Here is a 23,307-nt window from a genome sequence, read left to right on the forward strand (position 1 = left end):
GTCGTGGCAGCCATGGTCTGGCTGCCACATTTTTGCCTCAGATCACCGAGGCGGGAAAGAGCCGGGAGGGCCGCACGAACTCGTCCTGGGCCTCCACCAGCAGCAATTCTCGAGACTGTGCTTTTTCCGTCCGCTCCAGCACCCCGTAAATGGAGGATGCGGCGGCGGAAACCGCCTCGGCGGTCGATCCCGTGCGCAGGGCGTGGAAGAAGAACAGGGCGGCGATGGCGTCCCCCGCCCCGTTGAGCGACACCGCGAGGCGGGGCGTGCGCACCAAAAAGCGCCCGTCCGGCCCCGAGGCGATCAGGTCGATGCAGTCGGGCGGCGTCTCCGCCACGTTCAGGCTGGTGACGAGAATCACCCTCGGCCCCCGCGCGTGCAGGGCGTCGCAGGCGGCGATGGCATCGTCGAGATGGGCGCAGGTGCGGCCCGACAGCAGCTCCAGCTCGAACTGGTTGGGGGTGATCACATCCGCCGCCGGCACCGCCAGATCGCGCATCAGCTCGGCGATGCCGGGGCGCACGAAGATGCCGCGGCCCACGTCGCCGATCACCGGATCGCAGCAATAGGCGGCGTTGCGGTTGGCCGCCTTCACCCGCGCCACCGTATCGAGGATGGCGGCGCCGATGTCCGCCGAGCCCATGTAGCCGGAGAGCACGCCGTCGCAGCGCGACAGCACCCCGCGCTCGGTGATGCCCTCCACCAGCTCGCCGATGACGGCCGCGTCGAACACCTGCCCCCGCCACGCCCCATAGCCGGTGTGATTGGAGAATTGCACGGTGTTGATGGCCCACACCTCCACCCCCAGCCGCTGCAGCGGGAACACGGCGGAGGCATTGCCCACATGGCCGTAGGTGACATGGGACTGGATGGACAGGAGATTCATGGGCTTGGGTCCCGCGATCAGGGCCGCCGTCCGATGGCGGGCGCCCTCGGTCCCGCCGGTTAGCCTGCCACAGCGCCCTTCTCAAATGGAATCTGTTGATCGGCCGCCACGCTCGCGCTGATGTTTCCGCGCGCAACAGCTCGTGAGCGGCCCGCACTGGCCAAGGGCGGCGCGGGCGCCTATGCCCATGGCCGATGCTTCGCACCTGTCGAGTTTGCCGTGTCCGTCCGATCCGCCATTTGCCTCGCGCTCCTGCTGCCCCTCTCCCTTCCGGCCCTCACCCTGCCGGCATTCGCCGGGCCGGCGGCGGGGCCGGCCTGCTATGCGCCCGCGGCGCTCGCGGCGCGGCCCGGCGAAGAGATCGTGCGCCCGCGCGCCGGTGGCCCGGTCACCCTGCCCGATGTGGCGACGCCCACCCTGCCGCCGGTGCCGGCCGCCCTGCGCGGCTCCATCCGCCGGGTCGACCTGCCGGCGGGCGAAAAGCTGGTCGCCCTCACCTTCGACCTGTGCGAGGCCTCAGCTGAGATTTCCGGCTATGACGGCGCCCTGGTGGATTACCTGCGGGCCGAGAACGTCGCCGCCACCTTCTTCGCCGGCGGCAAGTGGCTGATGAGCCACGCCGAGCGCGGCGACCAGCTCACCGCCGACCACACGTTCGAGATGGGCAACCACACCTGGTCCCACGCCAACCTCACCGTGCGCACCGGCGAGGCCATGCGCCGACAGGTGGACGACGCGGACGTGGCCCTCGCCCTGCGCCGCACCGAGGTGACGGCCAAGGGCTGCATGCTGCCGGGCGCACCGGCGCAAGGAACCGGCCGTGCCACCGGCGGCGCCGCCTTGTTCCGCTTCCCCTACGGCTCGTGCAGCGCCGAATCGCTGAATTATGTGAACGACACCGGACACCTCGCCATCCAGTGGGACGTGGATTCGGGCGATCCCGCCTTCATCGGGGCCAAGGGCATGGCCGACGACATGCTGCGCGCCATCCGTCCCGGCTCCATCGTGCTCATGCACGCCAACGGGCGCGGCAAGCATACCGCCGAGGCGCTCAAGATCCTGATCCCGGCGCTGCGGGCCAAGGGCTACCGTTTCGCCACGGTGAGCCAGCTGCTGGCGGCGGGCCGGCCGGTGATCGCCGACACCTGTTATTCCCTGAAGCCCGGCGACACCCGCATCTATGACGACGCCGCGCGCACCGGAAAGCGCATCCTGCCGGCGCAATAGGGGCGGAAAGGGGCCATGCCCGCGGGGTCGTGTCTCGGTCGGAAAAGAGGCGCGGTCGCCCCCTCTCCCGCCCGAACTCGGCTGCTGCCGAGTTCGGCTCCCAAAGAGCCGAAGCCGGAAACATCCGGATTCGGAGCGGGAGACGGTTCACCGGAGCACGGGACCGGAAACCACCCTCTCCGCTGGCGCAGCGTGGCTCCCTCTCCCGCCCGAACTCGGCTGTTGCCGAGTTCGCTTCCTAAGAGCGAAGCCGGAAACATCCGGCTTCGTGCGGGGGAGGGTTGGGGTGGGGGCGGAGGCGCCGGGGCGGAACACTGGCGGCGAACGGCCGAGAGGTCCCAGCCCCCACCCTGCCCTCCCCCGCACGCGGGAGAGGGTTCACAGCATGCAGGATGACAAGCCGTTGCCGAGCTCAGCTCCAAAGGACCAAGGCCGGATGTTTCCGGCCTTGGTCGGGAGAGGATTTTCCGGGGCTGCCCGGTAAAGCAGCCGACTTTCAAATTGAGACGCCCCCAGCCCCCATTGCGCGCCTGCCGCCGCCTGCGCATGGTGGGCGCCCCTCGCGTCACCTCCCGAGTATCCCCATGCCCCTCCTTCTCGCCCGCGACCTCGCCGCCGACCTCCACGCCGGGCGCACCACGCCCCGCGCCGTGCTGGAAGACGTGGCGCAGGCCATCGCCGCCCGCGAAGGCGAGGTGCAGGCCTTCGCCGCCCTCGACCTCGACCGGGCGCGCGCGGCGGCGGATCAGGCGGGCCTCGCCGGGCGCCCCCTCACCAGCCTGCCCCTCGGCGGCCTGCCGGTGGGGGTGAAGGACATCATCGACACGCGGGACCTGCCCACGGCCTACGGCAGCCCGCTCTATGCCGGCCACCGCCCGCGCAACGACGCCCCGGTGGTGGCCATGACGCGGCGGGCCGGCGGGGTCATCGTAGGCAAGACGGTGACCACGGAATTTGCCTTCCTGAAGCCGTCGCAGACCCGCAACCCGCGCCGGCTCACCCACTCGCCGGGGGGCTCCTCGGCGGGGTCGGCGGCGGCGGTGGCGGCGGGCATGCTGCCGTTGGCGCTCGGCACCCAGACCGCCGGCTCGGTCATCCGCCCGGCCGCCTTCTGCGGGGTCACCGGCTACAAGCCCACCTTCCGCCTGTTGCCCACGCTGGGCATGAAGACCTTCTCCTGGCATCTCGACACCATGGGCCTGTTCGCCGCGCGGGTGCGCGACGCCGCCTTCGCCGCCGCCGCCATCACCGGCCGCGACCTCGACATCGGGGAAGCGACCGCCGAGCGCCCGCGCATCGGCATCGTGCGCACCACCCGCGCCGCAAGCGCCTCCGCCGAGGCCCACGCCGCGCTGGACGCCGCCGCCCGCGCCGCCGAGGCCATGGGCGCCCGCGTCTTCGACCTCGACCTGCCTGATGAGCTGGAGGCCGCCGACGCCGCCCAGCCCATCATCCAGGATTTCGAGGCCGCCCTCGCCTTCGCCGACGAGTTGGCCTACGACCGCGCCGGCCTCTCGCCCCTGTTCGCCGCCCACCTCGATGCCGCGACACAGATCGCGCCCGACACCTACGACCAGGCCCGCCGCACCGCCAAGCGCGCGCGGCAGAAGCTGGGCGATGTGTTCGGCGAGGTGGACGCGCTCCTCACCTTCTGCGCCCCCGGGCCGGCGCCGGAGGGCTTCGCCACCACCGGCTCGGCCATGTTCTGCCGGCTGTGGACGCTGCTCGGCTGCCCGGCCATCGCCATCGCCGGGCTTGAGAGCGCCGCGGGCCTGCCCGTGGGCGTGCAGCTGGTGGGCCGTTTTGGCCGCGATCGGCAGGCGCTCGCGGTGGCGAATCTGGTGGAAGCAGCCATCTCCCACTGAAATACAATATTTTAGAAGAATTTCTCGTCATCACAGCTTGCGCCGCAGCGTCGAGAAAAAGGCAGAACCGGGGCGGGGTTGCCCGACGACAGTCACGCGCCGCAACACAATACGTGCCGCGTCGCAGCACATCTTACCTCTTTCCGCACTCTGAGAATTTGTTAAGGTTCCTGGCGAGATCGACTTTGCGAGGAACAAGGTGACCTTTGGCCTTCTGCTCACCGTGATCGAGACCTGTGCCGCCTTCGCCTTCATAGGCGCGGTGCTGCTTGGAATGGTTTGAGCCGCTGGCCGCACCGCCCGCCGGATCGAAGAACACAACAAAGCGTGGTCCGGTCGATCCGCGGCGCCGGGGAGGCATGCCTCCCCGGCGCCTCCACGCGGTCTGATCCGACCCGCTCCCGCTCCCGTCACAATTGCCTGGAGCGCGACATTTCCATGACGCCCCCGCGCGGCGGCCTGGAGCACATCCCGAAAACCCATGGGCGATGGTAAGTCCATGGGCGGGCGGTTGGCCGACGAAACGTCATACGGGTGTTGCGCTCGCCCCTTATGAGCGGTCGGGACGCGCAACGGAGCGACCCGATGTTGGTGATCGAGGGCCTCACCCGCCGCTTCGGTGAGAAGGAGGCCGTTTCCAACGTCGATCTTCAGATCGGCGCGGGCGCCTTTGTTGGCGTCATCGGACGCTCCGGCGCCGGCAAATCCACGCTGCTGCGCATGATCAACCGTCTGCAGGACCCCTCGTCCGGCCGCATCCTCCATGACGGCCGCGACGTGACCGCCCTTAAGGGCCACGCCCTGCGCCAATGGCGGTCCGAGGCGGCCATGATCTTCCAGCAGTTCAACCTGGTGGGTCGGCTCGACGTGCTCACCAACGTGCTCATGGGGCGGCTGGCCACCGCACCGGCCTGGCGCGCGCTCACCAAGAGCTGGAGCGCCGAGGACCGTGCCATCGCCCTCTCCGCCCTCGACCAGTTCGACATCGCCTCGCTGGCCGCCCAGCGCGCCGACAGCCTCTCCGGCGGGCAGCAGCAGCGCGTCGCCATCGCCCGCGCGCTGGCGCAGGAACCGGCGCTGATCCTCGCCGACGAGCCTATCGCCTCCCTCGACCCGCGCAACACCAAGATCGTGATGGATGCGCTTTTGCGCATCAACAAGCACTTCGGCATCACCGTGCTGTGCAACCTGCACTCCCTCGACCTCGCCCGCACCTATTGCGACCGGCTGGTGGGCATGGCGCAGGGCCGCGTGGTGTTCGACGGCGCGCCGGCCGCCCTTACCGAGCAGGTGGCCCACGACCTCTACGGCCTGGAAGCCGGCGAGGTGATGGACCTGCCTGCAGCCAAGCCCGCCTTCGGCGACGCCATTCCGCAGGCCGCGGCGCTGGCCTGACCGCCCGCCAACCCGCGCCCCCACCGGGGCCGGCCGCACCCGTCTGTTCCAAATCCGTTCGTTCGAAATCCAGATCTGCCGACAGGAGCCCTGAATGCTGAACCGTCGTACCCTGATCGCGGCCTGCGCCGCGCTCGCCGTCTCTGCCGGCGCCGCCGCCGCGCAGGACTGGAAGGCCAAGTATCCCGAGCTGGTGTTCGCCATCATCCCGGCCGAGAACGCCTCCGGCGTCACCGAGCGCTTCACCCCCCTCACCGATTACCTCAGCAAGCAGCTGGGCACCAAGGTGACCCTGCGCATCGCCAACGATTATGCGGCGGTGATCGAAGGCCAGCGCGCCGGCAACATCCACATCGCCTCCTACGGCCCCTCCTCCTTCGCCCGCGCGCTGATGACCGGCGCCAAGATCGAGGCCTTCGCCATCGAGGTGAACGCGGACGGCACCAAGGGCTATCACTCGGTGCTCTATGTGAAGACCGACAGCCCCTACAAGTCCATCGAAGACCTGAAGGGCAAGAACCTGTGCCTGGTGGACCCCAATTCCACCTCCGGCAACAATGTGCCGCGCTTCTCCCTGAATAAGATGGGCATCACCCCCGACCAGTTCTTCGGCAAGGTGGTCTATGCCGGCTCGCACGAGAATGCGGTGATCGCCGTGCAGCAGGGCACCTGCGACGCCGCCTTCAACTGGTGGAACGACGAGAACGAGTCCAACCTCAAGCGCATGGAGCGCAAGGGGATGGCGAAGTACGGCGACTACCGCATCATCTTCAAGTCCGACCAGATCGTGAACTCGCCCTACGCCTATCTCTCCGACCTGCCGGCCGAGCTGAAGGCCAAGATCCGCGACGCCTTCTTCGCCATCGACAAGAACGACAAGGCCGCCTTCGACAAGATCTATGAAGGCAAGCAGCAGATGTGGCAGCCGGTGGACAACGAATCCTACGTCTCCATCATCGAGCTGAACAAGTTCGTGGACGAACTGCGCAAGAAGAAGAGCTGAGGCGCCGGCGCCTCCCTTGCCCGCGTGCCGCAGGCCCCTCTCCCGTCGTCCTCCGGCTTGACCGGAGGACCCACGGAAGGGCCGGGTACGCTGCCCGGCGGAAAGAGGGATGCTCCGGTCAAGCCGGAGCATGACGGCGGGGGAAGCCCGCGCCCCGGACAAGCGACGGCGCAGCCGGAGCGCTGATCCGGGGCCCAGGACTAAGGTCCGGCGAAGCCGGCAAAAACAATCGGTCGCCTCGCTTGAGCCGCCTTCGGCGATGTTTTGCGCTGGGCACCGGGTTTCCGTCCACTGTGCTCGTGCTCCGTTCCAGTCGGCCGGGGCAAGAGAGGGGAAAAAACGTGGCCCACGCCGTCACCCGCCTGCCCGACGCGCAGCTCGCGCCCATGCTCGCCGCCTACGAGGCGGCGGTGCGGGACCGGCGGCGGCACAGCTTCATCGCCGCCGCGGTGGTGCTGGTCTGCATCGCCCTCGCCGCGTGGATGGGCGAGGTGAAGCCCGGCGTGCTGTTCGCCAATGCGGGCCGCCTCACCACCTATTTCGCCTCCATCGTGCCCACCCTGCGCTGGGACAGCCTCGGCGCGGACCTCGCCGAGTGGTACTGGAACCTCGACCACTGGCTGAAGCTGCTGCTCGACACCATCCTGATCGCCTATCTCGGCACCCTGATCGGCGGTATCGGCGCCTTCTTCCTGTGCTTCCTGGCCTGCGCCAACCTGGTACGCAGCCCGCTCATCCGCCTCGCGGCACGGCGCTACCTGGAATTCTGCCGCACCGTGCCGGAGCTGGTGTTCGCCCTGCTGTTCGTGGTGGCGTTCGGCCTCGGCCCCATGCCGGGCGTGCTGGCGCTCGCCATCCACACCATGGGCGCGCTGGGCAAATTGTTCGCCGAGGTGGTGGAGAATATCGACATGAATCCGGTGGAGGGCGCGGTGGCCGCCGGCGCCTCCTGGCCCAAGATGGTGCGCTTCGCCGTGGTGCCGCAGGTGACCTCCAACTTCGCCTCCTACGGGCTGCTGCGCTTCGAGATCAACGTGCGCGAGGCCTCCATCATGGGCTTCGTGGGAGCGGGCGGCATCGGGCAGGACCTGGTGGAGGCCATCCGCAAATTCTATTATTCGGACGTCTCCGCCATCCTGCTGCTCATCATCGCCGCGGTGATGATCATCGACCTCGTCACCGAGCAGGTGCGCCACCGGCTGCTCGGCGTGGGAGCTGGACGATGAGCCGCGCCCGCATCACCGTCAGCGCCGAGGCGCGGGCGCGCCTTGCCGCCGCCCATCCGGAGGCGCTCAGCCCCTCCCCGGCGCAGCGGCTGCGGGTGATCGCGGTCTTCGCCGCGCTGGCGGGCGTCGCCGTGTTCAGCTTCTGGCGGCTGGATTTCAACCTGGACCGCATCGGCTCGGGCCTCGTCCAGCTCGGCCATTTCATCACCCTGATGATCCCGCCGGACCCCGGCACCCAGCTGCCGCTCTATATCCACGCGTTGGGCGAGACGCTGGCCATCGCCTTCCTCGGCACCCTCATGGGGGCGCTGGTGGCCTTCCCGTTCGGCTTCCTCGCGGCGAAGAACGTGATCCCCAACATCTTCGCCCATTTCGCCGTACGCCGCCTGCTCGACACCGTGCGCGGGGTGGACCGGCTGATCTGGGCGCTCATCTTCGTCACCGTGGTGGGGCTCGGCCCGTTCGCCGGCATCCTCGCCATCGCCACGGCGAGCTTCGCGGAGCTGGGCAAACTGTTCTCGGAAGCGGTGGAGGCGCTGGACCGCAAGCCGGTGGAAGGCATCGTCTCCACCGGCGGGACGGAGGTGGAAGCCGTGCGCTTCGGCATGCTGCCGCAGGTGCTGCCGGTGCTGGCCAGCCAGCTGCTCTATTATTTCGAATCCAACGCCCGCCAGTCCACCATCGTCGGCATCGTGGGCGCCGGCGGCCTGGGCCTGCACCTTGCCGAGCAGATCCGCGTGCTGGAATGGCAGAAGGTGTCCTTCCTCATCCTGATGATGCTGGTGATGGTGGCGGTGATCGACTTCATCTCCTCGCGCCTGCGCTTCTCCATCATCGGCAAGACCCGGCTGGAGCCCTGAGCGAGAACTTATGCGCTTCGAGCCGAGTGCTGGCGAACGACGCGGTCGATAGCTTCGGCCGGAATGTCCGCTGATGACGGGGACCGAATGTCGACGTTGAAAATCATCATTGCGCGCCGTCCCATCGGCGAAGCTCCCGAATGGGTGAGGGATGCGTGGATCAGCCTCTCATTGCCATGCGCTGCGGGGAAACCGCGATCATGCTGGACCTTTGGTGTCCTCGGCAGGCCGCAAGGCATCCTCGGCCAGATTTGGGGGGTACTCGCCGGCAGGTCCGTCCGCGTCGAAGGCTATCCCGTGAACGCCAAGACCGCCGTTGATCTGCTTGCCGAGACCCAACCGGCAGCCGCCGAGTGGTGGCGCCATAACACCCCTTGGTTTATGGACGGGAAAAGCTACTTCATCTTCGACGCCGCCGCCTGCGAGCGCGAGAAAATCGAGACCGCGCAGCCTCAGTAGAGGATCTGCTGATAGCGCTCGACCATCGCTTCCTGGCTTTCCGCCTCGCCACCCGAAGTCCCTGTCTTCGCGCCGATCTGGTCGCGCAGCATCTCGCCCATGGTGGGCAGGATCGAGCGCGCCACCTGCGCGTCCGCACTCCACAGGCGCGAGCGCATGAAGGCTTTCGCGCAGTGCAGATAGGCTTCCTCGACCTCCACCTTCAGCACCGTGCGCGGCGCCTTGCCGCCCACCGCGAAGGGCGCCGTCAGCTCGGCATCATCGTGGAGGGCGGCGCGCCCGTTCACCCGCAGCGTCTCGTCCACGCCGGGAATGAGGAAGAGCAGGCCCACCCGCCCCGTCGCGAGGATGTTGGTGAGGGAATCCAGCCGATTGTTGCCGGGGCGATCGGGAATGAGCAGCTCTTGGGCGCGCGCGGTGACGAAGCCCGGCAGGTCGCCACGGGGCGACACGTCGGTGGCGCCCTGCGCGTCGGCCGTGGCGATCAGCACAAAGGGGCTCAAGGCGATGAAATCCAGGCAGTGGGGATCGAGCCGGTCGAGCACCTTGGCGACACTGCGTCCCGCCGGCTGGCCATAAAGGCGGCGCAGCGCGGCTTCGTCTCGAATCTCGGCCATGGGGTCGTCCTTACGCCGTATTGAAGAGCTTTCCGCGCCCAGCCGTCGGAGCCGGTGCGGATGCGCTCACGCCTTGAACACCAGTTGCACCCGGTCCGCCGCAAAGGAGGAGCGGCCCCATTGCAAGGGCGTGCCGTTCGGCTCCACGTCGAGCCGCTCCAGCACCAGCACCGCCCGGCCGGGGGCCAGCGACAGCAGCTCCAGTTCCCGCGCAGTGGCGGGCCGCGCGGTGATGCGGGTCTCGCGGCGGCGATAATCCTCGATGCCGAGGGTCGCGAGCGCCCGCGTCAGCGAGCCGGTGGCCGCATAGATCAGGTCGAGGTCGCGCAGGCGGGCATGGGGGAACCACGCGGTGCCGAACGAGATGGGCACCCCGTCGGCCTCGTGGATGCTTTCGATGCGCAGTACCGGCGTGCCCTCGGGCAGGGCGAGCTCGCGCGCCACGTCCGGACAGGCAGGCTCCACCTTCGAGCCGAGGAAACGGCCGAACGGCTCGCGTCCGCCCGCCGCGACGATCTCCGAGAAGCGGGTGCGCGACCCGATGGGATAGCGCAGGGGCGGCTCCTTCACGAAGGTGCCACGCCCGGCGGTGGCCTCGATGAGCCCCTGCTCGGCGAGATGCGCCAGCGCCCGGCGCAGGGTGTGGCGGTTGACCCCGAAGGTCTCCGACAGCTCCGCCTCCACCGGCAGGCGCGCGCCGGGCTTCAGGGCACCGGAGAGAATCTGCTCCTCCAGCCGCTGGGCGATCTGCCGCCACAGGGTGACGCCCGAGCCGCGGGCAACGCCTTCCCGACCTTCGGACGGCGTATCGGCCGCCTCCGTCATCGGGCTGTGACCCTTGGCTGAGAGAGTGTTTGGCGTCCCAGACATTTTTGCCTCCCTCGCGGCCTCGCCGCCTTGTCTATTTGTATAGATTAATATACAAATAGAGTCCAGCGGAGCATCGGCTCTTGCATCCCATCCGCGTGCCTGCCCCGGCGGGCACCTGCATTCGAGGCGATCATGGGGCCCGACGCACCCGTTTCCGGACCAAAGACGCCTCCCCCCTTTCCCGAGGCGACCACCGAAAGCACCGAGCGCGAGGCGATGATGGCGCTTTATGCCCGCGCCACCCGGGCCGAGCTGGAGGAGGCGGTGGAGCGCTTTTCACCGCTGCCGCGCGTCAAGAAGCTGCGGCCGCCCGAGGCGGGGCTGGTGATGGTGCAGGGCCGCACCGGCGGGGATGGCGCGCCGTTCAACATGGGCGAGGCCACCGTTACCCGCGCCGCCGTGCAGCTGGAGGGCGGCGCCACCGGCGTCTCCTACATGCTGGGCCGGGCGCCCGAGAAGGCGGAGGCCGCCGCCATCCTCGACGCCTTGTGGCAGGACCCGGCGCTGAGGCTCGCGGTCAACGACGCCCTCGCCCCCATCCGCCGCCGCCTTGCCGCCGAGGAGGCCGCCGCCGCCGCCGAGGCGGAGGCAACCAAGGTCAACTTCTTCACCATGACGCGGGGCGAGGACTGATGCCCGCTCTCGCCCCAATTCCCGCCCCTGCCATCGCCCCCCGCCCCTTGGCCGCGGGCTTCGCCGATCCGGTGCACGACGCCCAGCGCGCCTTCGCGGCGCTCATGCGGGCCATGGCCGAGCCGGGCCGCCCGGTGGCCCTCGCCAGCGCTCTCGCGCCCCCCGCCCCGCTCTCGCCGGAGATGGCGGCGGCGGCGTTGGCGTTGCTGGATTACGAGACGCCCGTATTCCTCGACGCCGCGCTGGCGGCGGTGCCGGACGTGGCCGCCTTCCTGCGCTTCCACACCGGCGCGCCGCTGGTGGAGGACCCCGCCGCCGCCCGCTTCACCCTGATCGGCGACGGCGCCGGGCTGCCGGATTTCGCGCGCTTCGCCCAGGGCGAGCCGGATTATCCCGACCGCTCGGCGACGTTGCTCGTCCAGGTGGCCCGCATGGCAGAGGGGATTCCGGAAGAGGCGCTTGCAGACGAAGGCGCGCTGGCGCTCGAAGGTCCCGGCATCAAGGGCCGCCGGGCCTTCGCGGCCGCGCCCCTGCCGGCGGATTTCGCCGGGCGTCTTGCCGCCAACCGGGCGCTCTACCCGCTGGGCATCGACCTCATCCTGTGCGCGCCGGGGCTCGTCGCCGGCCTGCCGCGCACCCTCGCACCCCACACGCAGGACTGACCCCCATGTATGTGGCCGTGAAGGGCGGCGAGGCCGCCATCCGCAATGCCCACGCGCTGCTCGCCCGGCGCCGGCGCGGCGACACCGGCGTGCCCGAGATCGGGCTCGACCAGATCACCGAACAGCTTTCCCTTGCGGTGGACCGGGTGATGGCCGAGGGCTCGCTCTATGACCGGGAGCTGGCGGCCCTCGCCATCAAGCAGGCGCGGGGCGACCTGATCGAGGCCATCTTCCTCGCCCGCGCCTTCCGCACCACCCTGCCCCGCTTCGGCGCCAGCGTGCCGGTGGACACAAGCGCCATGCGGGTCCGCCGGCGCATCTCCGCCACCTTCAAGGACCTGCCCGGCGGCCAGGTGCTGGGCCCGACCTTCGACTATACCCACCGCCTGCTGGACGAGCGGCTGGCGACGCGGGCGGGGGATGACGCCTCCGCCCAAACTGCCATCTCCACCCAAACCGCCGTGCCCCCTCTCCCGCTTGCGGGGGAGGGTTGGGGAGGGGGCATGGCCTCTACTCCTGACGCTGCCCCAGATAGAGAAGCTCCGGCCCCCTCCCTGCCCTCCCCCGCAAGCGGGAGAGGGTTCACCGGGCCAGCGCACGCATTCAGGGATGCCAAAGTGGCCCCCATGCCCCGCGTCACCGACCTGCTGGGCGACGAAGGCCTCATCGAGCCCGCCCCGGCGGACGACGGCACGCCGCCGCGCGACCTCACCCGCGAGCCGTTGTCCTTTCCCGCCGGCCGGCCGCTGCGGCTGCAGGCGCTGGCGCGGGGCGACGAGGGCTTCCTTCTGGCGCTCGGCTATTCCACCCAGCGCGGCTATGCGCGCACCCACCCCTTCGTGGGCGAGATCCGCTTCGGCGAGGTGGAGGTGAGCCTTTACGCGGAAGAGCTGGGCTTTGCCGTGCCGCTGGGCGAAATCAGCGTCACCGAGTGCCAGAGCGTGAACCAGTTCCAGGGCTCGGCGACACAGCCCCCGCAATTCACCCGCGGCTATGGCCTCGTCTTCGGCCAGCTGGAGCGCAAGGCCATGTCCATGGCGCTGGTGGACCGGTCGCTCCGCTTCGCCGAGCTGGGCGAGGAAAAGAGCGCCCCGGCGCAGGACGAGGAATTCGTGCTCTCCCATTGCGACAACGTGCAGGCCACCGGCTTCGTGGAGCACCTGAAGTTGCCCCACTACGTGGACTTCCAGGCCGAGCTGGACCTCATCCGCCGCATGCGTGCGGAGCACGCGAACACAACGGACAGTGCGGAGCACGCGAACGCAACGGACGGTGCGGAGCATGCGGATGCGTCTGAGGCGCAAGCGCCGGAAGCGGACCAGCCCCCCCACAAGGAGGCAGCGGAATGACCGTCCTCCCCCGCGCCGCCTCCGGCATGCCCGCCATCACCTACAATTTCGCCTATCTGGACGAGCAGACAAAGCGGATGATCCGCCGGGCCATCCTGAAGGCCATCGCCATTCCCGGCTATCAGGTGCCGTTCGCCAGCCGCGAGATGCCCATGCCCTACGGCTGGGGCACCGGCGGCGTGCAGGTGACCGCCGCCATCCTCGGCGCCAGCGACGTGCTCAAGGTGATCGACCAGGGCTCGGACGACACCACCAACGCGGTGGCCATCCGCAGCTTCTTCGAGACCACGGCGGGCGTCGCCACCACCACGCGCACGCAGGACGCCACCCTCATCCAGACCCGCCACCGCATTCCCGAGGCGCCGCTGAGGGAAGGCCAGGTCATCGTCTACCAGGTGCCGATCCCCGAGCCCCTGCGTTATCTCGAGCCGCGCGAGACCGAGACCCGGCGCCTGCACGCCCTCGCCGATTACGGGCTGATGCAGGTGAAGCTGTATGAGGACATCGCCCGGCACGGCCACATCGCCACCACCTATGCCTATCCGGTGAAGGTGGCGGGCCGCTACGTGATGGACCCCTCGCCCATCCCCAAGTTCGACAACCCGAAGATGAACGACAGCCCGGCCCTGCAATTGTTCGGCGCGGGGCGCGAGAAGCGCATCTATGCCATCCCGCCCTACACCCGCGTGGTGTCGCTGGATTTCGAGGACCACCCGTTCGCGGTGCAGGCCTTCGCCGCGCCCTGCGCTTTGTGCGGCGCCACAGGGGTCTATCTCGACGAGGTGATCCTCGACGACAAGGGATCGCGCATGTTCGTGTGCTCCGACACCGACCATTGCGCCACCCGGCAGGATGAAGGCCACACCGGCTCCATGAGCGCGCCGTATGGGGCGGGCGCCGTGATAACCGCCGTGCCCCCTCTCCCGCTTGCGGGGGAGGGTTGGGGAGGGGGCAGCGCGGCCCCCATGCCCGAAGCCGCCGCGAGCGGAGAGGTCCCATCCCCCTCCCTGCCCTCCCCCGCAAGCGGGAGAGGGTTCCACGCCCACTCCTCCGTGCCTGGGGAAGCCATGGATGCCGGGACCGGCAGGGCACCCGAGACGACCGCCTCCCCCCGAACGGCAGCGCCCCCTCTCCCGCCCGAGGCCGGATGTTTCCGGCCTCGGCTCGCGGGAACCGAACTCGGCAACAGTCGAGTTCGGGCGGGGGAGGGTTGGGGAGGGGGCACGCCGCCGTCGCCCTTGGACGCTGGAAGTGGAGAGGTCCTGCCCCCACACTGCCCTCCCCCGCAAGCGGGAGAGGGTGACGTCTGGCACGAGGAAGGCGACGCGCGCAACGGCGCCGCCGGGGGTGAAGCATGACCGGTCCTGCCGCCCTCCCCCCCGACGCCCCGCTCCTCGTCGCCGAAGGGCTGGCGAAATATTACGGCTCCCGCCTCGGCTGCCGCGACGTGGACCTCACCCTGCACGCCGGCGAGGTGCTGGCCATCGTGGGGGAGAGCGGCTCCGGCAAGTCCACCCTGCTGGGCCTGCTCTCCACCGAGATGGCCCCCAGCGCCGGCCGCGTCGCCTACCGCATGCGCGACGGGGAGATGCGCGACCTCGCGGCGCTGTCGGAGGCCGAGCGGCGCCTGTTGCTGCGCACCGACTGGGGCTTCGTGCGCCAGCACGCGGAACAGGGCCTGCGCATGGCGGTCTCGGCCGGCGGCAATGTGGGCGAGCGCCTCATGGCGGTCGGCTGGCGCCACTACGGCAACATCCGCCAGGAGGCCGCCGACTGGCTGGCCCGCGTGGAAATCGCCACCGAGCGCATGGACGACGATCCGCGCACCTTTTCCGGCGGCATGCGCCAGCGGCTCCAGATCGCGCGCAATCTCGTCACCCGCCCGCGCCTCGTCTTCATGGACGAGCCCACCTCCGGCCTCGACGTGTCGGTGCAGGCGCGGCTTTTGGACCTCATCCGCCAGCTGGTGGAGGAATTCGGCCTCGCGGTGGTCATCGTCACCCATGACCTCGCGGTGGCGCGGCTGTTGTCCCACCGCATCATGGTGATGAAATCCGGCCGCGTGATCGAACAGGGCCTCACCGACCAGGTGCTCGACGACCCGCGCGAGCCCTATACCCAGCTCCTCGTCTCCTCGGTGCTCGCCGCATGATGATGACCGATCCGACCCCTGACGCCGTGTCCCGGCCAAGTGCAGAGCCGCAGGCGCGCAACGCGAGCCGGGACCCAGAGCAAGAGGCCGCCGCAGGCGCTTCAATCCAAAAGCGCGCAGCGCTTTTGCCTGCTGCGCAGGGCTCCGATGCTGGGTCCCGGCTCGGCGCTCCGGCTGCGCCGTCGCTGGGCCGGGACACGCACAGCGCCGCCGCCCGCACGGACGCGCCCCCTCTCCCGCTTGCGGGGGAGGGTTGGGGAGGGGGCAGACCGGCCCCGCTCTCAGCCTCCCCCCTCCTCATCGTCGAGAACCTCGGCAAGAGCTTCACCCTGCATCTCCAGGGCGGCCTCAGCCTGCCGGTGGTCTCCGCCGTCTCCTTCGCTGTCCATGCCGGGGAGTGCGTAGCCCTGGGCGGGCCGTCGGGGGCGGGCAAAAGCTCCATCCTCAAGATGGTGTTCGGCAATTACCGGGTGGATCAGGGATCGGTGCAGGTGGCCGACCAGGACGCCATGGTGGAGGTGGCCGGCGCCGCCCCGCGCCTGATGCTGCGGCTGCGGCGCGACCGCATCGGCTATGTCAGCCAGTTCCTGCGCGTCATCCCCCGCGTGTCGGCCATCGACGTGGTGGCCGCGCCCCTGCGCGCGGAAGGCGTGGATGCCGAGACCGCCAAGGCCCGCGCCGGCGCGCTTTTGGCCCGGCTCAACCTGCCCGAGCGGCTGTGGGGCCTGCCCCCCGCCACCTTCTCCGGCGGCGAGCAGCAAAGGGTGAACGTGGCGCGCGGCTTCATCGGCAGCCAGCCTCTCTTGCTGCTGGACGAGCCCACCGCATCGCTGGACGCCGCCAACCGGGCGGTGGTGATCGACCTCATTTGCGAGAAGAAGGCGGCCGGCTGCGGCCTTCTCGGCATCTTCCACGATGCCGAGACCCGCGACGCCGTCGCCGACCGGGTGGTGGACGTCACCCGCTTCTCAGCCTGAGCCAGGATTGAAGACATGACCGAACAGGTGTTCGCCAATGCCCGCCTCGTCCTCGCCGACGAGATCGTCACCGGCCATCTCACCGTGCGCGACGGCCGCATTGGCGCCATCGGCACCGGCGCGGCGCCGCACTGCGCGCAGGACCTGGAGGGCGACTTTCTGCTGCCGGGCCTCGTGGAACTCCACACCGACCATGTGGAAGGCCACCTTGCCCCCCGCCCCAAGGTGCGCTGGAACCCGCTGGCCGCCGTGCTCGCCCACGACGCGCAGATCGCCGCATCCGGCATCACCACCGTATTCGACAGCCTGCGGGTGTGGCCGGACCGGAAGGCGGTGGGCATGGACGGCGACGCGCCGATCCTCATCCGCGCCCTGAAGGACGCCCGCGCCGCCGGCGTGCTGCGGGCCGACCATTTCATCCACCTGCGCTGCGAGGTGCCCACGGATACGGTGGTGGAGGACGCCGCCGCCATCCTCGACACCACCGACGTGCACCTGATCTCGCTGATGGACCACACCCCGGGCCAGCGGCAGTTTGCGAGCGTGGAGCAGTTCCGCTCCTATTACATGAAGAAGAGCGGAATCACGGCCGAGGAGATGGATGTGATCGTGGCCACGCGGCTCGATTTCCACGCGCGCTTCGCGCGGGAGAACCGCGCCGGGCTGGTGGCGCTGGCCCACGCCCACGGCTGCGTGGTGGCAAGCCACGACGACGGCACCCCCGAGCATGTGGCCGAAGCCATCGGCGACGGCGTCGCGGTAGCCGAATTTCCCACCACGGAAGAGGCGGCCAAGCTCTCCCACGACGCCGGCATCCGGGTGCTCATGGGCGCGCCGAACCTGGTGCGCGGCGGCTCCCACACCGGCAATGTCTCCGCCGAGGCGCTGGCCCGCGCCGGGCTGCTGGACATCCTCTCGTCCGACTACGTGCCGTCCAGCCTGTTGTGGTCGGCCTTCGACCTTCACCGCCGCGTGCCCTCCATCGGCCTGCCGCGCGCGGTGCGCATGGTGACGAAGACCCCGGCCGAGGTGGCCGGCCTCACCGACCGGGGCGAGATCGCCCAGGGACGGCGGGCCGATCTGGTGCGGGTCACCCTGGCCGGCGACATGCCGGTGGTGAAGGCGGTGTACCGCGCGGGGTTGAGGGTGGCATGAACACGCTCAAGACCAGCGAAGGGACAAGCCTCGACGCGCGGCCCGGCGACAGGCACCCGGATGCACGCCCAAATGTGCTGCAGGGTTCTGGCCCGCTGCAGGGTTCTGACGCGCGTCTGGGTCCCGGAATGCTGCTCCTGGTGGTCGGCCCTTCGGGTGCCGGCAAGGATACGCTGATCGATATCGCCCGCGGCCGCTTCGCCGGGGAGCCCCGCGTGCTGTTCGCCCGCCGGCTCGTCACCCGCCCCACGGGCGCCGGGGAGGCCCACGGCACATTGAGCGAGGCGGAGTTCGAGGCGCTCAGGGCGCAGGGGCGCTTCCCCCTGTTCTGGCAGGCGCATGGGCTTTGTTACGCGCTCGGTCCCGAGGTCGCGCAGGCCATTGCGGAGGGCGGCGTGGTGGTGGCCAACGGCTCGCGCGCCACCCTGCCGGAGGCGCGGGCGCGCTTTGCGCGGGTGCGGGTGGTGGAGGTGACCGCGCCGGTGGCGGTGCGCGCCGGGCGCCTCGCCGCCCGTGGCCGCGAGAGCGCCGCCGATATCGAGGAGCGCCTGTCGCGCGCGCCGGAGGTGGACGTGGCCCCCGACCTCGTCATCGAGAATGTGGGCACGCCCGCGGACGGCGGAGCAAAGCTCGGCGCCTTCATCGCGGCGGAGCTGGCGGCGGCGGAATAAAGGCGCCGCGTGTCCCGGACCTGCGACGGCGCAGCCGGAGCGCCGAGCCGGGACCCAGCGCAAGACTCCTGCGCAGCAGTCAAGACATTCGGCCGGTTCCGCTTGAGGAAGCGCCTGCGGCGGTTTCGTGCGCTGGACCCCGGCTCTATTGCCGGTAATGCTGGATGCGCGTGGTGCGCAGGCCCGGCAGGCCGTGGCGGTCGATGGAGGCCTGCCACGACAGGAATTCATCCACGGTGAGGGTGTAGCGCCGGCACGCCTCCTCAAGGGACAGGAGCCCGCCGCGCACGGCGGCCACCACCTCCGCCTTGCGGCGGATGACCCAGCGTCGCGTATCCGGCGGCGGCAGGTCGGCGATGGTCAACGGTCCCCCGTCCGGGCCGATCACATATTTCACCCTCGGCCGATAGGCATCGGTCATCGCTACGCACCTGCTACACATCAAAACGCAAGACAAGATTGCAGCTGCCGATGAAAACTTTGCTAAAGCCCGAGAAAAACAAGATATTTACTTGTATTAACAGCATGTGAACAAGACATTCCCGAAACGTAAAGACCCGGATGTTTTCGCAGAATGCAAATCCGGTAAGATTTCGGGAAGGAATTGGGGTGCGCCATATCGCGACCGCTACAGCGTTTCCCGCCGGGGAGCGGTGGCGTCCCGGCTTGAAAACCGCGTCACTGGCCGGGAGCCGGACGGGCGCCCGCCCCGCCCCCTGCCTCCCCCGCAAGGGGGCGCGGACGGGGACGGCGCTCCCATTTCAACCCGAGGCATGGCGCGGCGAGTTGCCATCGCGGCAACGCCTCTCTAGTGTCCCGCGCGCCTGCGGCGCTGCCGCCCGGCCGGCCCTGCGAACGGGACGACCGGGCCGCAAAGCCGCCGGACACCGCCGCCGGAACAGGCCTTGCGAGCAAAAGATGATTGATCCCGCCCTTCCCGCCCACATGCGGCCCGACCGTTCCTTCCAGGCCCTGCTGCTGACCCTTCAGCGCTTCTGGGCGGACCAGGGCTGCGTGGTTCTCCAGCCCTACGACATGGAAGTGGGCGCCGGCACCTTCCACCCGGCCACCACCCTGCGGGCGCTCGGGCCGAAGCACTGGAAAGCCGCCTATGTGCAGCCCTCCCGCCGCCCCAAGGACGGCCGCTATGGCGAGAACCCCAACCGCCTGCAGCATTATTACCAGTTCCAGGTGATCCTGAAGCCGTCCCCGGACAACCTGCAGGAGCTGTACCTGAAGTCGCTTGCGGCCATCGGCGTGGACCTTGGCCTGCACGACGTGCGCTTCGTGGAGGACGACTGGGAGAGCCCGACGCTGGGCGCCTGGGGCCTGGGCTGGGAATGCTGGTGCGACGGCATGGAGGTGTCGCAGTTCACCTATTTCCAGCAGGTGGCCGGCATCGAGTGCGCCCCCGTCTCCGGCGAACTGACCTATGGGCTGGAGCGCCTCGCCATGTATGTGCAGGGGGTCGAGAACGTCTACGACCTCAATTTCAACGGCCGCGAGGGGCCTGAGAAGATCAGCTACGGCGACGTGTTCCACCAGGCCGAGCAGGAATATTCGCGGCACAATTTCGAGGCCGCGGACACCGACATGCTGCTGGAGCAGTTCCGCATGGCCGAGAAGGCCTGCCACAAATACCTCGCCTTCGGCGACAAGGGCGAGAAGCACGACATGGCGCTGCCGGCCTATGACCAGTGCATCAAGGCCTCCCACGTCTTCAACCTGCTCGACGCGCGCGGCGTGATCTCGGTGACCGAGCGGCAGAGCTACATCCTGCGGGTGCGCGAGCTAGCGAAGGCCTGCGGCGCCGCCTGGCTCAAGACGGCGGCCGGCGGCGCGGAGGCTGCGCCCATCGGCTGAAGGGCTGTTTATACCCTCTGTGAATTTGAGCCGAGTGGTTTATACCAAATCGCCGGTTTGGTATAAACCACGTCCCCCGGATTAAACGAATGAAGAAAGCGGACTTCGAGGATTCACCGAGCGGAACCCTCGTTCTTACGGAGCGCGGACAATACGCTTTCGTGCCCAATCCGCTGCCGCCCGCGCTCGACCCCAGACTTCTGGCGGACCTGAACACTCCGCTCGCGGAAGCCGCCGCGGCGGTGGGAGAGCTGAACGGCCTGGGCCGCCTTATGCGGAATCCCTATCTTCTCATCCGTCCGCTGCAAGCCCAGGAGGCCCTCACCTCGTCCAGCATGGAGGGCACCTACACCACGCTGGACGACCTTCTTCTGGTGGAAGCCGGCGCCGACGCTCCGGTCCGCGCGGCCGACACGCAGGAAGTACTGAACTACCGCCTGGCGCTGACCGAGGCCATTGCGAGCCTCGCCAAAATTCCGCTTTCGCTCCGCACCCTGCGGCAGGCCCATGCCCAGCTGCTCAGCGGGGTGGCCCGGCACAGGGGGGCCGCCGCGCGCGCTGGCGAGTTCAAGCAGCACCAGAACTTCATCGGCGCCTACGAGATCGAGAAGGCCCGCTTCATCCCGCCGCCGCGCGCACAAGCCCTCGCGTGCCTCGACGATCTGGAGCGCTTCCTGCATCGCGAAAACCGGCAGGGCCTCCATCCGCTCATCGACGCCGCGCTGATCCACTACCAGTTCGAGACCATCCACCCCTTCTCCGACGGCAACGGCCGCGTCGGGCGGATGCTCATCACGCTCCATCTCGTCGCCTCCGGGGCGATGCGGCACCCCATCTTGTATCTCAGCCCAGTGCTGGAAGGTCGGAAGGACGAGTATATTGATCGCATGTATGCCGTCTCGAAAGCCGGCGATTGGGCCGGATGGATCAGCTTCTTCCTCGAGATGGTGGTGCAAGCCGCGCGCTCGGCCTGCACCACTGCGGACAGGCTTCTGGCGGTCGAGCAGGATTACCGCTCCCGTCTCCAGCAGGCCGGCCGCTCGGCGAACCTGCTCGGCATCGTGGATCTGCTGTTCCAGACCCCAATCCTGAGCATTCCCCAGATCGCCGAGCATCTGGGCGTGACCTATCCCGCGGCCCAGAAAAACGTCCGGCATCTGGTCGATGCCGGCGTCCTGCAAGAGATGAGCGGCACCAGCAATCCACGGTATTTCGTCGCCCGCGACATCCTCAACGTCATCTCCGGTATTGATCACGCCCATGCCCGACCTTCTCATTGAACTCTTCTCCGAGGAAATCCCCGCCCGCATGCAGGCCCAGGCGGCCGAGCAGCTGAAAAAGCTCGTCACCGACGATCTGGTGGAACGGGGCCTGCTCTATGAGGGCGCGAAGGCCTTCGTGACCCCGCGCCGGCTGGCGCTGGCGGTGCACGGCCTGCCCGGCCGGCAGGCGGACCAGCGCGAGGAGAAGAAGGGCCCGCGCGTGGGCGCGCCGGAAGGCGCCATCGCCGGCTTCCTGAAATCGGCGGGGCTTGCCTCCATCGATCAGGCCACGGTGCAGAGCGACCCCAAGAAGGGCGATTTCTACGTGGCCGTGGTGGAAAAGCCCGGCCGCCCCACCCCGGAGGTGATCGCCGAGATCATCCCCGCCATCATCCGCCGCTTCCCCTGGCCGAAATCCATGCGCTGGGGGTCTGGCTCCCTGCGCTGGGTGCGGCCGCTGCATTCCATCCTCTGCACCTTCGGGGCGGAGGGGGACGAGCCGGAGGTGGTGGTGTTCGAGGTGGACGGCATTGTCTCCTCCAACGTCACCTTTGGCCACCGCTTCCTTGCCCCGGCGCCCCTCACGGTGAAGCGGCTGGACGACTGGATGGCCAAGCTCGAGGCCGCCAAGGTGGTGGTCGACCGCGACCGCCGCAAGGACATCATCCTCAACGACGCCAAGGACCTGGCGCTCGCCGCCGGCCTTGAGCTGGTGGAGGACGAGGGCCTTTTGGACGAGGTGTGCGGGCTGGTGGAATGGCCCGTGGTGCTCATGGGATCGTTCGAGGAGCGCTTCCTGGACATCCCGGACGAGGTGATCCGCGCCACCATCCGCGCCAACCAGAAGTGCTTCGTGCTGAAGAACCCGAAGACCGGGCGCCTCGCCAACCGCTTCCTGCTCATCTCCAATCTGGTGGCGAGCGACGGCGGCAAGGCCATCGTCGCCGGCAACGAGCGCGTCATCCGCGCGCGGCTGTCGGACGCCAAGTTCTTCTGGGATACGGACCGGGTGAACGGGCTGGAAAGCCGGATGCCCAAGTTCCAGTCCATCACCTTCCACGAGAAATTGGGCTCGCAGGCCGAGCGCATCGAGCGCATCCGCCGCCTCGCCGTGGAGATCGCGCCGAAGGTGGGCGCGCAGCCGGCTTTGGCCGAGGAAGCCGCGCTCTACGCCAAGGCCGACCTGCTCACGGAAGTGGTGGGCGAGTTCCCCGAGCTTCAGGGCCTCATGGGCCGCTATTATGCTGAGGGCGAGAACCTGCCCCCGGAAGTCGCCGCCGCCTGCGAAGAGCACTACAAGCCCCAGGGTCCCGGCGACCGGGTGCCCACCGCGCCGGTCTCCATCGCCGTGGCGCTGGCCGACAAGATCGACACTCTGGTGGGCTTCTGGGCCATCGACGAAAAGCCCACCGGAAGCAAGGACCCCTACGCGCTGCGCCGGGCGGCACTGGGGGTGATTAGGATTGTGCTGGAGAATGGGCTGCGGGTGCGGCTGTCTGCGCCTTTACTGGTCAGCGACTCCCGTGACTGGGGCGAAACACGTCTTATTCACTCGCGTGCATTTGGCGATCTCGTCTTGCCTGTGCACTTGATCGACCTCCTCGCCTTCTTCGCCGACCGGCTGAAAGTCCACCTGCGCGAGCATGGCGCGCGCCATGACCTCGTGGATGCCGTCTTCGCCCTGGAGGGCCAGGACGACCTGTTCCTGCTGGTGGACCGCATGACGGCGCTGGCCCGCTTCCTCGATACCGAGGACGGCAAGACGCTTTTGGCCGGCTATCGCCGCGCGGTGAACATCCTGCGCATCGAGGAGAAGAAGGACGGCCGCGCCTTCACCGGCCCCACCAATGCCGCCCTGCTGAAGGAGCCGGCCGAGGAGCGCCTCGCCGCCGCCATCGACGATGTGAAGCCCCGCGTCGCCGCCGCCGTCGCGGCCGAGGATTTCGCCGCCGCCATGACCGCGCTGGCCGATTTGCGCGCCCCCGTGGACGCCTTCTTCGAGGCAGTCACGGTGAATGATCAAGACCCCGCGCTGCGCGAGAACCGCCTGAAGCTGCTGGATGAAATCCGCGCCGCCACCCGCGGCATCGCCGATTTCGACCGCATCGGCGGCTGAAGCTCCGCCTCCGCGCTCCGGCCGCCCGCGCCGCTCAACAAAAAGCCCCGGAGCAGCGC

At 69.1% G+C, this 23,307-nt stretch carries 21 protein-coding genes and 1 pseudogene; 18 read left to right on the plus strand and 4 right to left on the minus strand.

Annotated features, from left to right (window positions below; all coding sequences use genetic code 11):
- Window positions 1-37: 37 nt before the first annotated feature.
- On the minus strand, window positions 38-886 hold the full coding sequence (gene pdxY, locus V5F48_RS02655) for a pyridoxal kinase PdxY (RefSeq protein WP_394039801.1): 849 nt from the start codon (window positions 884-886) through the stop codon (window positions 38-40).
- Window positions 887-1,105: 219 nt separating this feature from the next.
- Here pdxY and V5F48_RS02660 point away from each other — a divergent pair, with 219 nt between their 5' ends.
- The 7 genes from V5F48_RS02660 to V5F48_RS02690 all read left to right on the plus strand — a co-directional run bounded on the left by V5F48_RS02660 (window position 1,106) and on the right by V5F48_RS02690 (window position 8,921).
- Entirely contained in the window at window positions 1,106-2,113 is a 1,008-nt protein-coding gene (locus V5F48_RS02660; protein ID WP_394039803.1) for a polysaccharide deacetylase family protein, read from the plus strand.
- 584 nt (window positions 2,114-2,697) lie between these two features.
- The gene (locus tag V5F48_RS02665) at window positions 2,698-3,978 is read left to right on the plus strand and encodes an amidase (protein ID WP_394039805.1); all 1,281 of its coding nucleotides are present in this window, start codon (window positions 2,698-2,700) and stop codon (window positions 3,976-3,978) included.
- Between the two features lie 585 nt (window positions 3,979-4,563).
- Window positions 4,564-5,373, plus strand: a complete 810-nt coding sequence (gene phnC / locus V5F48_RS02670) for a phosphonate ABC transporter ATP-binding protein (RefSeq protein WP_394039807.1) — start codon at window positions 4,564-4,566, stop codon at window positions 5,371-5,373.
- A gap of 94 nt (window positions 5,374-5,467) precedes the next feature.
- Complete coding sequence (phnD, locus tag V5F48_RS02675; RefSeq protein ID WP_394039809.1) at window positions 5,468-6,376, plus strand: phosphonate ABC transporter substrate-binding protein; 909 nt, start codon at window positions 5,468-5,470, stop codon at window positions 6,374-6,376.
- A 341-nt stretch (window positions 6,377-6,717) separates the two neighbouring features.
- Window positions 6,718-7,602, plus strand: a complete 885-nt coding sequence (phnE, locus tag V5F48_RS02680; protein WP_394039811.1) for a phosphonate ABC transporter, permease protein PhnE — start codon at window positions 6,718-6,720, stop codon at window positions 7,600-7,602.
- Window positions 7,599-8,462: a phosphonate ABC transporter, permease protein PhnE gene (phnE, locus tag V5F48_RS02685; protein WP_394039813.1), complete on the plus strand. Its 864-nt coding sequence runs from the start codon at window positions 7,599-7,601 to the stop codon at window positions 8,460-8,462. Before phnE (V5F48_RS02680) ends, phnE (V5F48_RS02685) begins: the two co-directional genes overlap by 4 nt.
- Before the next feature lie 87 nt (window positions 8,463-8,549).
- Window positions 8,550-8,921, plus strand: coding sequence for a hypothetical protein (locus V5F48_RS02690; protein ID WP_394039815.1), 372 nt, complete (start codon window positions 8,550-8,552; stop codon window positions 8,919-8,921).
- On the opposite strand, the gene V5F48_RS02695 is transcribed toward V5F48_RS02690, so the two are convergent.
- Together V5F48_RS02695 and phnF are read right to left on the minus strand one after the other, a co-directional pair.
- On the minus strand, window positions 8,915-9,538 hold the full coding sequence (locus V5F48_RS02695) for a pyridoxamine 5'-phosphate oxidase family protein (RefSeq protein ID WP_394039817.1): 624 nt from the start codon (window positions 9,536-9,538) through the stop codon (window positions 8,915-8,917). The two genes, V5F48_RS02690 and V5F48_RS02695, sit on opposite strands and share 7 nt — an antisense overlap.
- A gap of 66 nt (window positions 9,539-9,604) precedes the next feature.
- Entirely contained in the window at window positions 9,605-10,408 is an 804-nt protein-coding gene (gene phnF / locus V5F48_RS02700; RefSeq protein WP_394039819.1) for a phosphonate metabolism transcriptional regulator PhnF, read from the minus strand.
- Window positions 10,409-10,540: 132 nt separating this feature from the next.
- Here phnF and phnG point away from each other — a divergent pair, with 132 nt between their 5' ends.
- The 8 genes and pseudogenes from phnG to phnN all read left to right on the plus strand — a co-directional run bounded on the left by phnG (window position 10,541) and on the right by phnN (window position 18,007).
- A complete protein-coding gene (phnG, locus tag V5F48_RS02705) occupies window positions 10,541-11,041 on the plus strand; it encodes a phosphonate C-P lyase system protein PhnG (RefSeq protein WP_394039821.1) in 501 nt (166 codons plus the stop codon).
- Window positions 11,041-11,703 (plus strand): phosphonate C-P lyase system protein PhnH, encoded by a 663-nt coding sequence (gene phnH / locus V5F48_RS02710; RefSeq protein WP_394039823.1) that lies wholly within the window; start codon window positions 11,041-11,043, stop codon window positions 11,701-11,703. The genes phnG and phnH overlap by 1 nt, the downstream gene beginning before the upstream one ends.
- A gap of 5 nt (window positions 11,704-11,708) precedes the next feature.
- The gene (locus tag V5F48_RS02715) at window positions 11,709-13,052 is read left to right on the plus strand and encodes a carbon-phosphorus lyase complex subunit (RefSeq protein ID WP_394039825.1); all 1,344 of its coding nucleotides are present in this window, start codon (window positions 11,709-11,711) and stop codon (window positions 13,050-13,052) included.
- A 26-nt stretch (window positions 13,053-13,078) separates the two neighbouring features.
- Window positions 13,079-13,933: pseudogene (locus tag V5F48_RS02720) on the plus strand (alpha-D-ribose 1-methylphosphonate 5-phosphate C-P-lyase PhnJ); the annotation flags it as partial.
- Window positions 13,934-14,406: 473 nt separating this feature from the next.
- Window positions 14,407-15,204, plus strand: a complete 798-nt coding sequence (gene phnK / locus V5F48_RS02725; RefSeq protein WP_394039827.1) for a phosphonate C-P lyase system protein PhnK — start codon at window positions 14,407-14,409, stop codon at window positions 15,202-15,204.
- A gap of 299 nt (window positions 15,205-15,503) precedes the next feature.
- Window positions 15,504-16,181 carry a phosphonate C-P lyase system protein PhnL gene (gene phnL, locus V5F48_RS02730; RefSeq protein WP_394040157.1) on the plus strand — a complete coding sequence of 226 codons (678 nt, stop codon included), beginning with the start codon at window positions 15,504-15,506 and terminating at the stop codon, window positions 16,179-16,181.
- A 15-nt stretch (window positions 16,182-16,196) separates the two neighbouring features.
- Window positions 16,197-17,336 (plus strand): alpha-D-ribose 1-methylphosphonate 5-triphosphate diphosphatase, encoded by a 1,140-nt coding sequence (locus V5F48_RS02735; protein WP_394039829.1) that lies wholly within the window; start codon window positions 16,197-16,199, stop codon window positions 17,334-17,336.
- A gap of 128 nt (window positions 17,337-17,464) precedes the next feature.
- On the plus strand, window positions 17,465-18,007 hold the full coding sequence (gene phnN / locus V5F48_RS02740) for a phosphonate metabolism protein/1,5-bisphosphokinase (PRPP-forming) PhnN (protein WP_394039831.1): 543 nt from the start codon (window positions 17,465-17,467) through the stop codon (window positions 18,005-18,007).
- 145 nt (window positions 18,008-18,152) lie between these two features.
- Here the strand turns inward: phnN and sciP are convergent, their stop codons facing one another.
- Window positions 18,153-18,428, minus strand: coding sequence for a CtrA inhibitor SciP (gene sciP, locus V5F48_RS02745; protein WP_138397733.1), 276 nt, complete (start codon window positions 18,426-18,428; stop codon window positions 18,153-18,155).
- Window positions 18,429-18,928: 500 nt separating this feature from the next.
- Between sciP and V5F48_RS02750 the strand changes: the two genes are divergently transcribed.
- The 3 genes from V5F48_RS02750 to glyS all read left to right on the plus strand — a co-directional run bounded on the left by V5F48_RS02750 (window position 18,929) and on the right by glyS (window position 23,248).
- Complete coding sequence (locus tag V5F48_RS02750) at window positions 18,929-19,870, plus strand: glycine--tRNA ligase subunit alpha (protein ID WP_394040159.1); 942 nt, start codon at window positions 18,929-18,931, stop codon at window positions 19,868-19,870.
- 89 nt (window positions 19,871-19,959) lie between these two features.
- A complete protein-coding gene (locus tag V5F48_RS02755) occupies window positions 19,960-21,150 on the plus strand; it encodes a Fic family protein (protein WP_394039833.1) in 1,191 nt (396 codons plus the stop codon).
- A complete protein-coding gene (gene glyS / locus V5F48_RS02760) occupies window positions 21,131-23,248 on the plus strand; it encodes a glycine--tRNA ligase subunit beta (protein ID WP_394039835.1) in 2,118 nt (705 codons plus the stop codon). The genes V5F48_RS02755 and glyS overlap by 20 nt, the downstream gene beginning before the upstream one ends.
- Window positions 23,249-23,307 lie beyond the last annotated feature (59 nt).

The organism is Xanthobacter autotrophicus ATCC 700552, assembly GCF_043194565.1.
GTDB classification, from domain to species: Bacteria; Pseudomonadota; Alphaproteobacteria; order Rhizobiales; family Xanthobacteraceae; genus Xanthobacter; species Xanthobacter autotrophicus_F.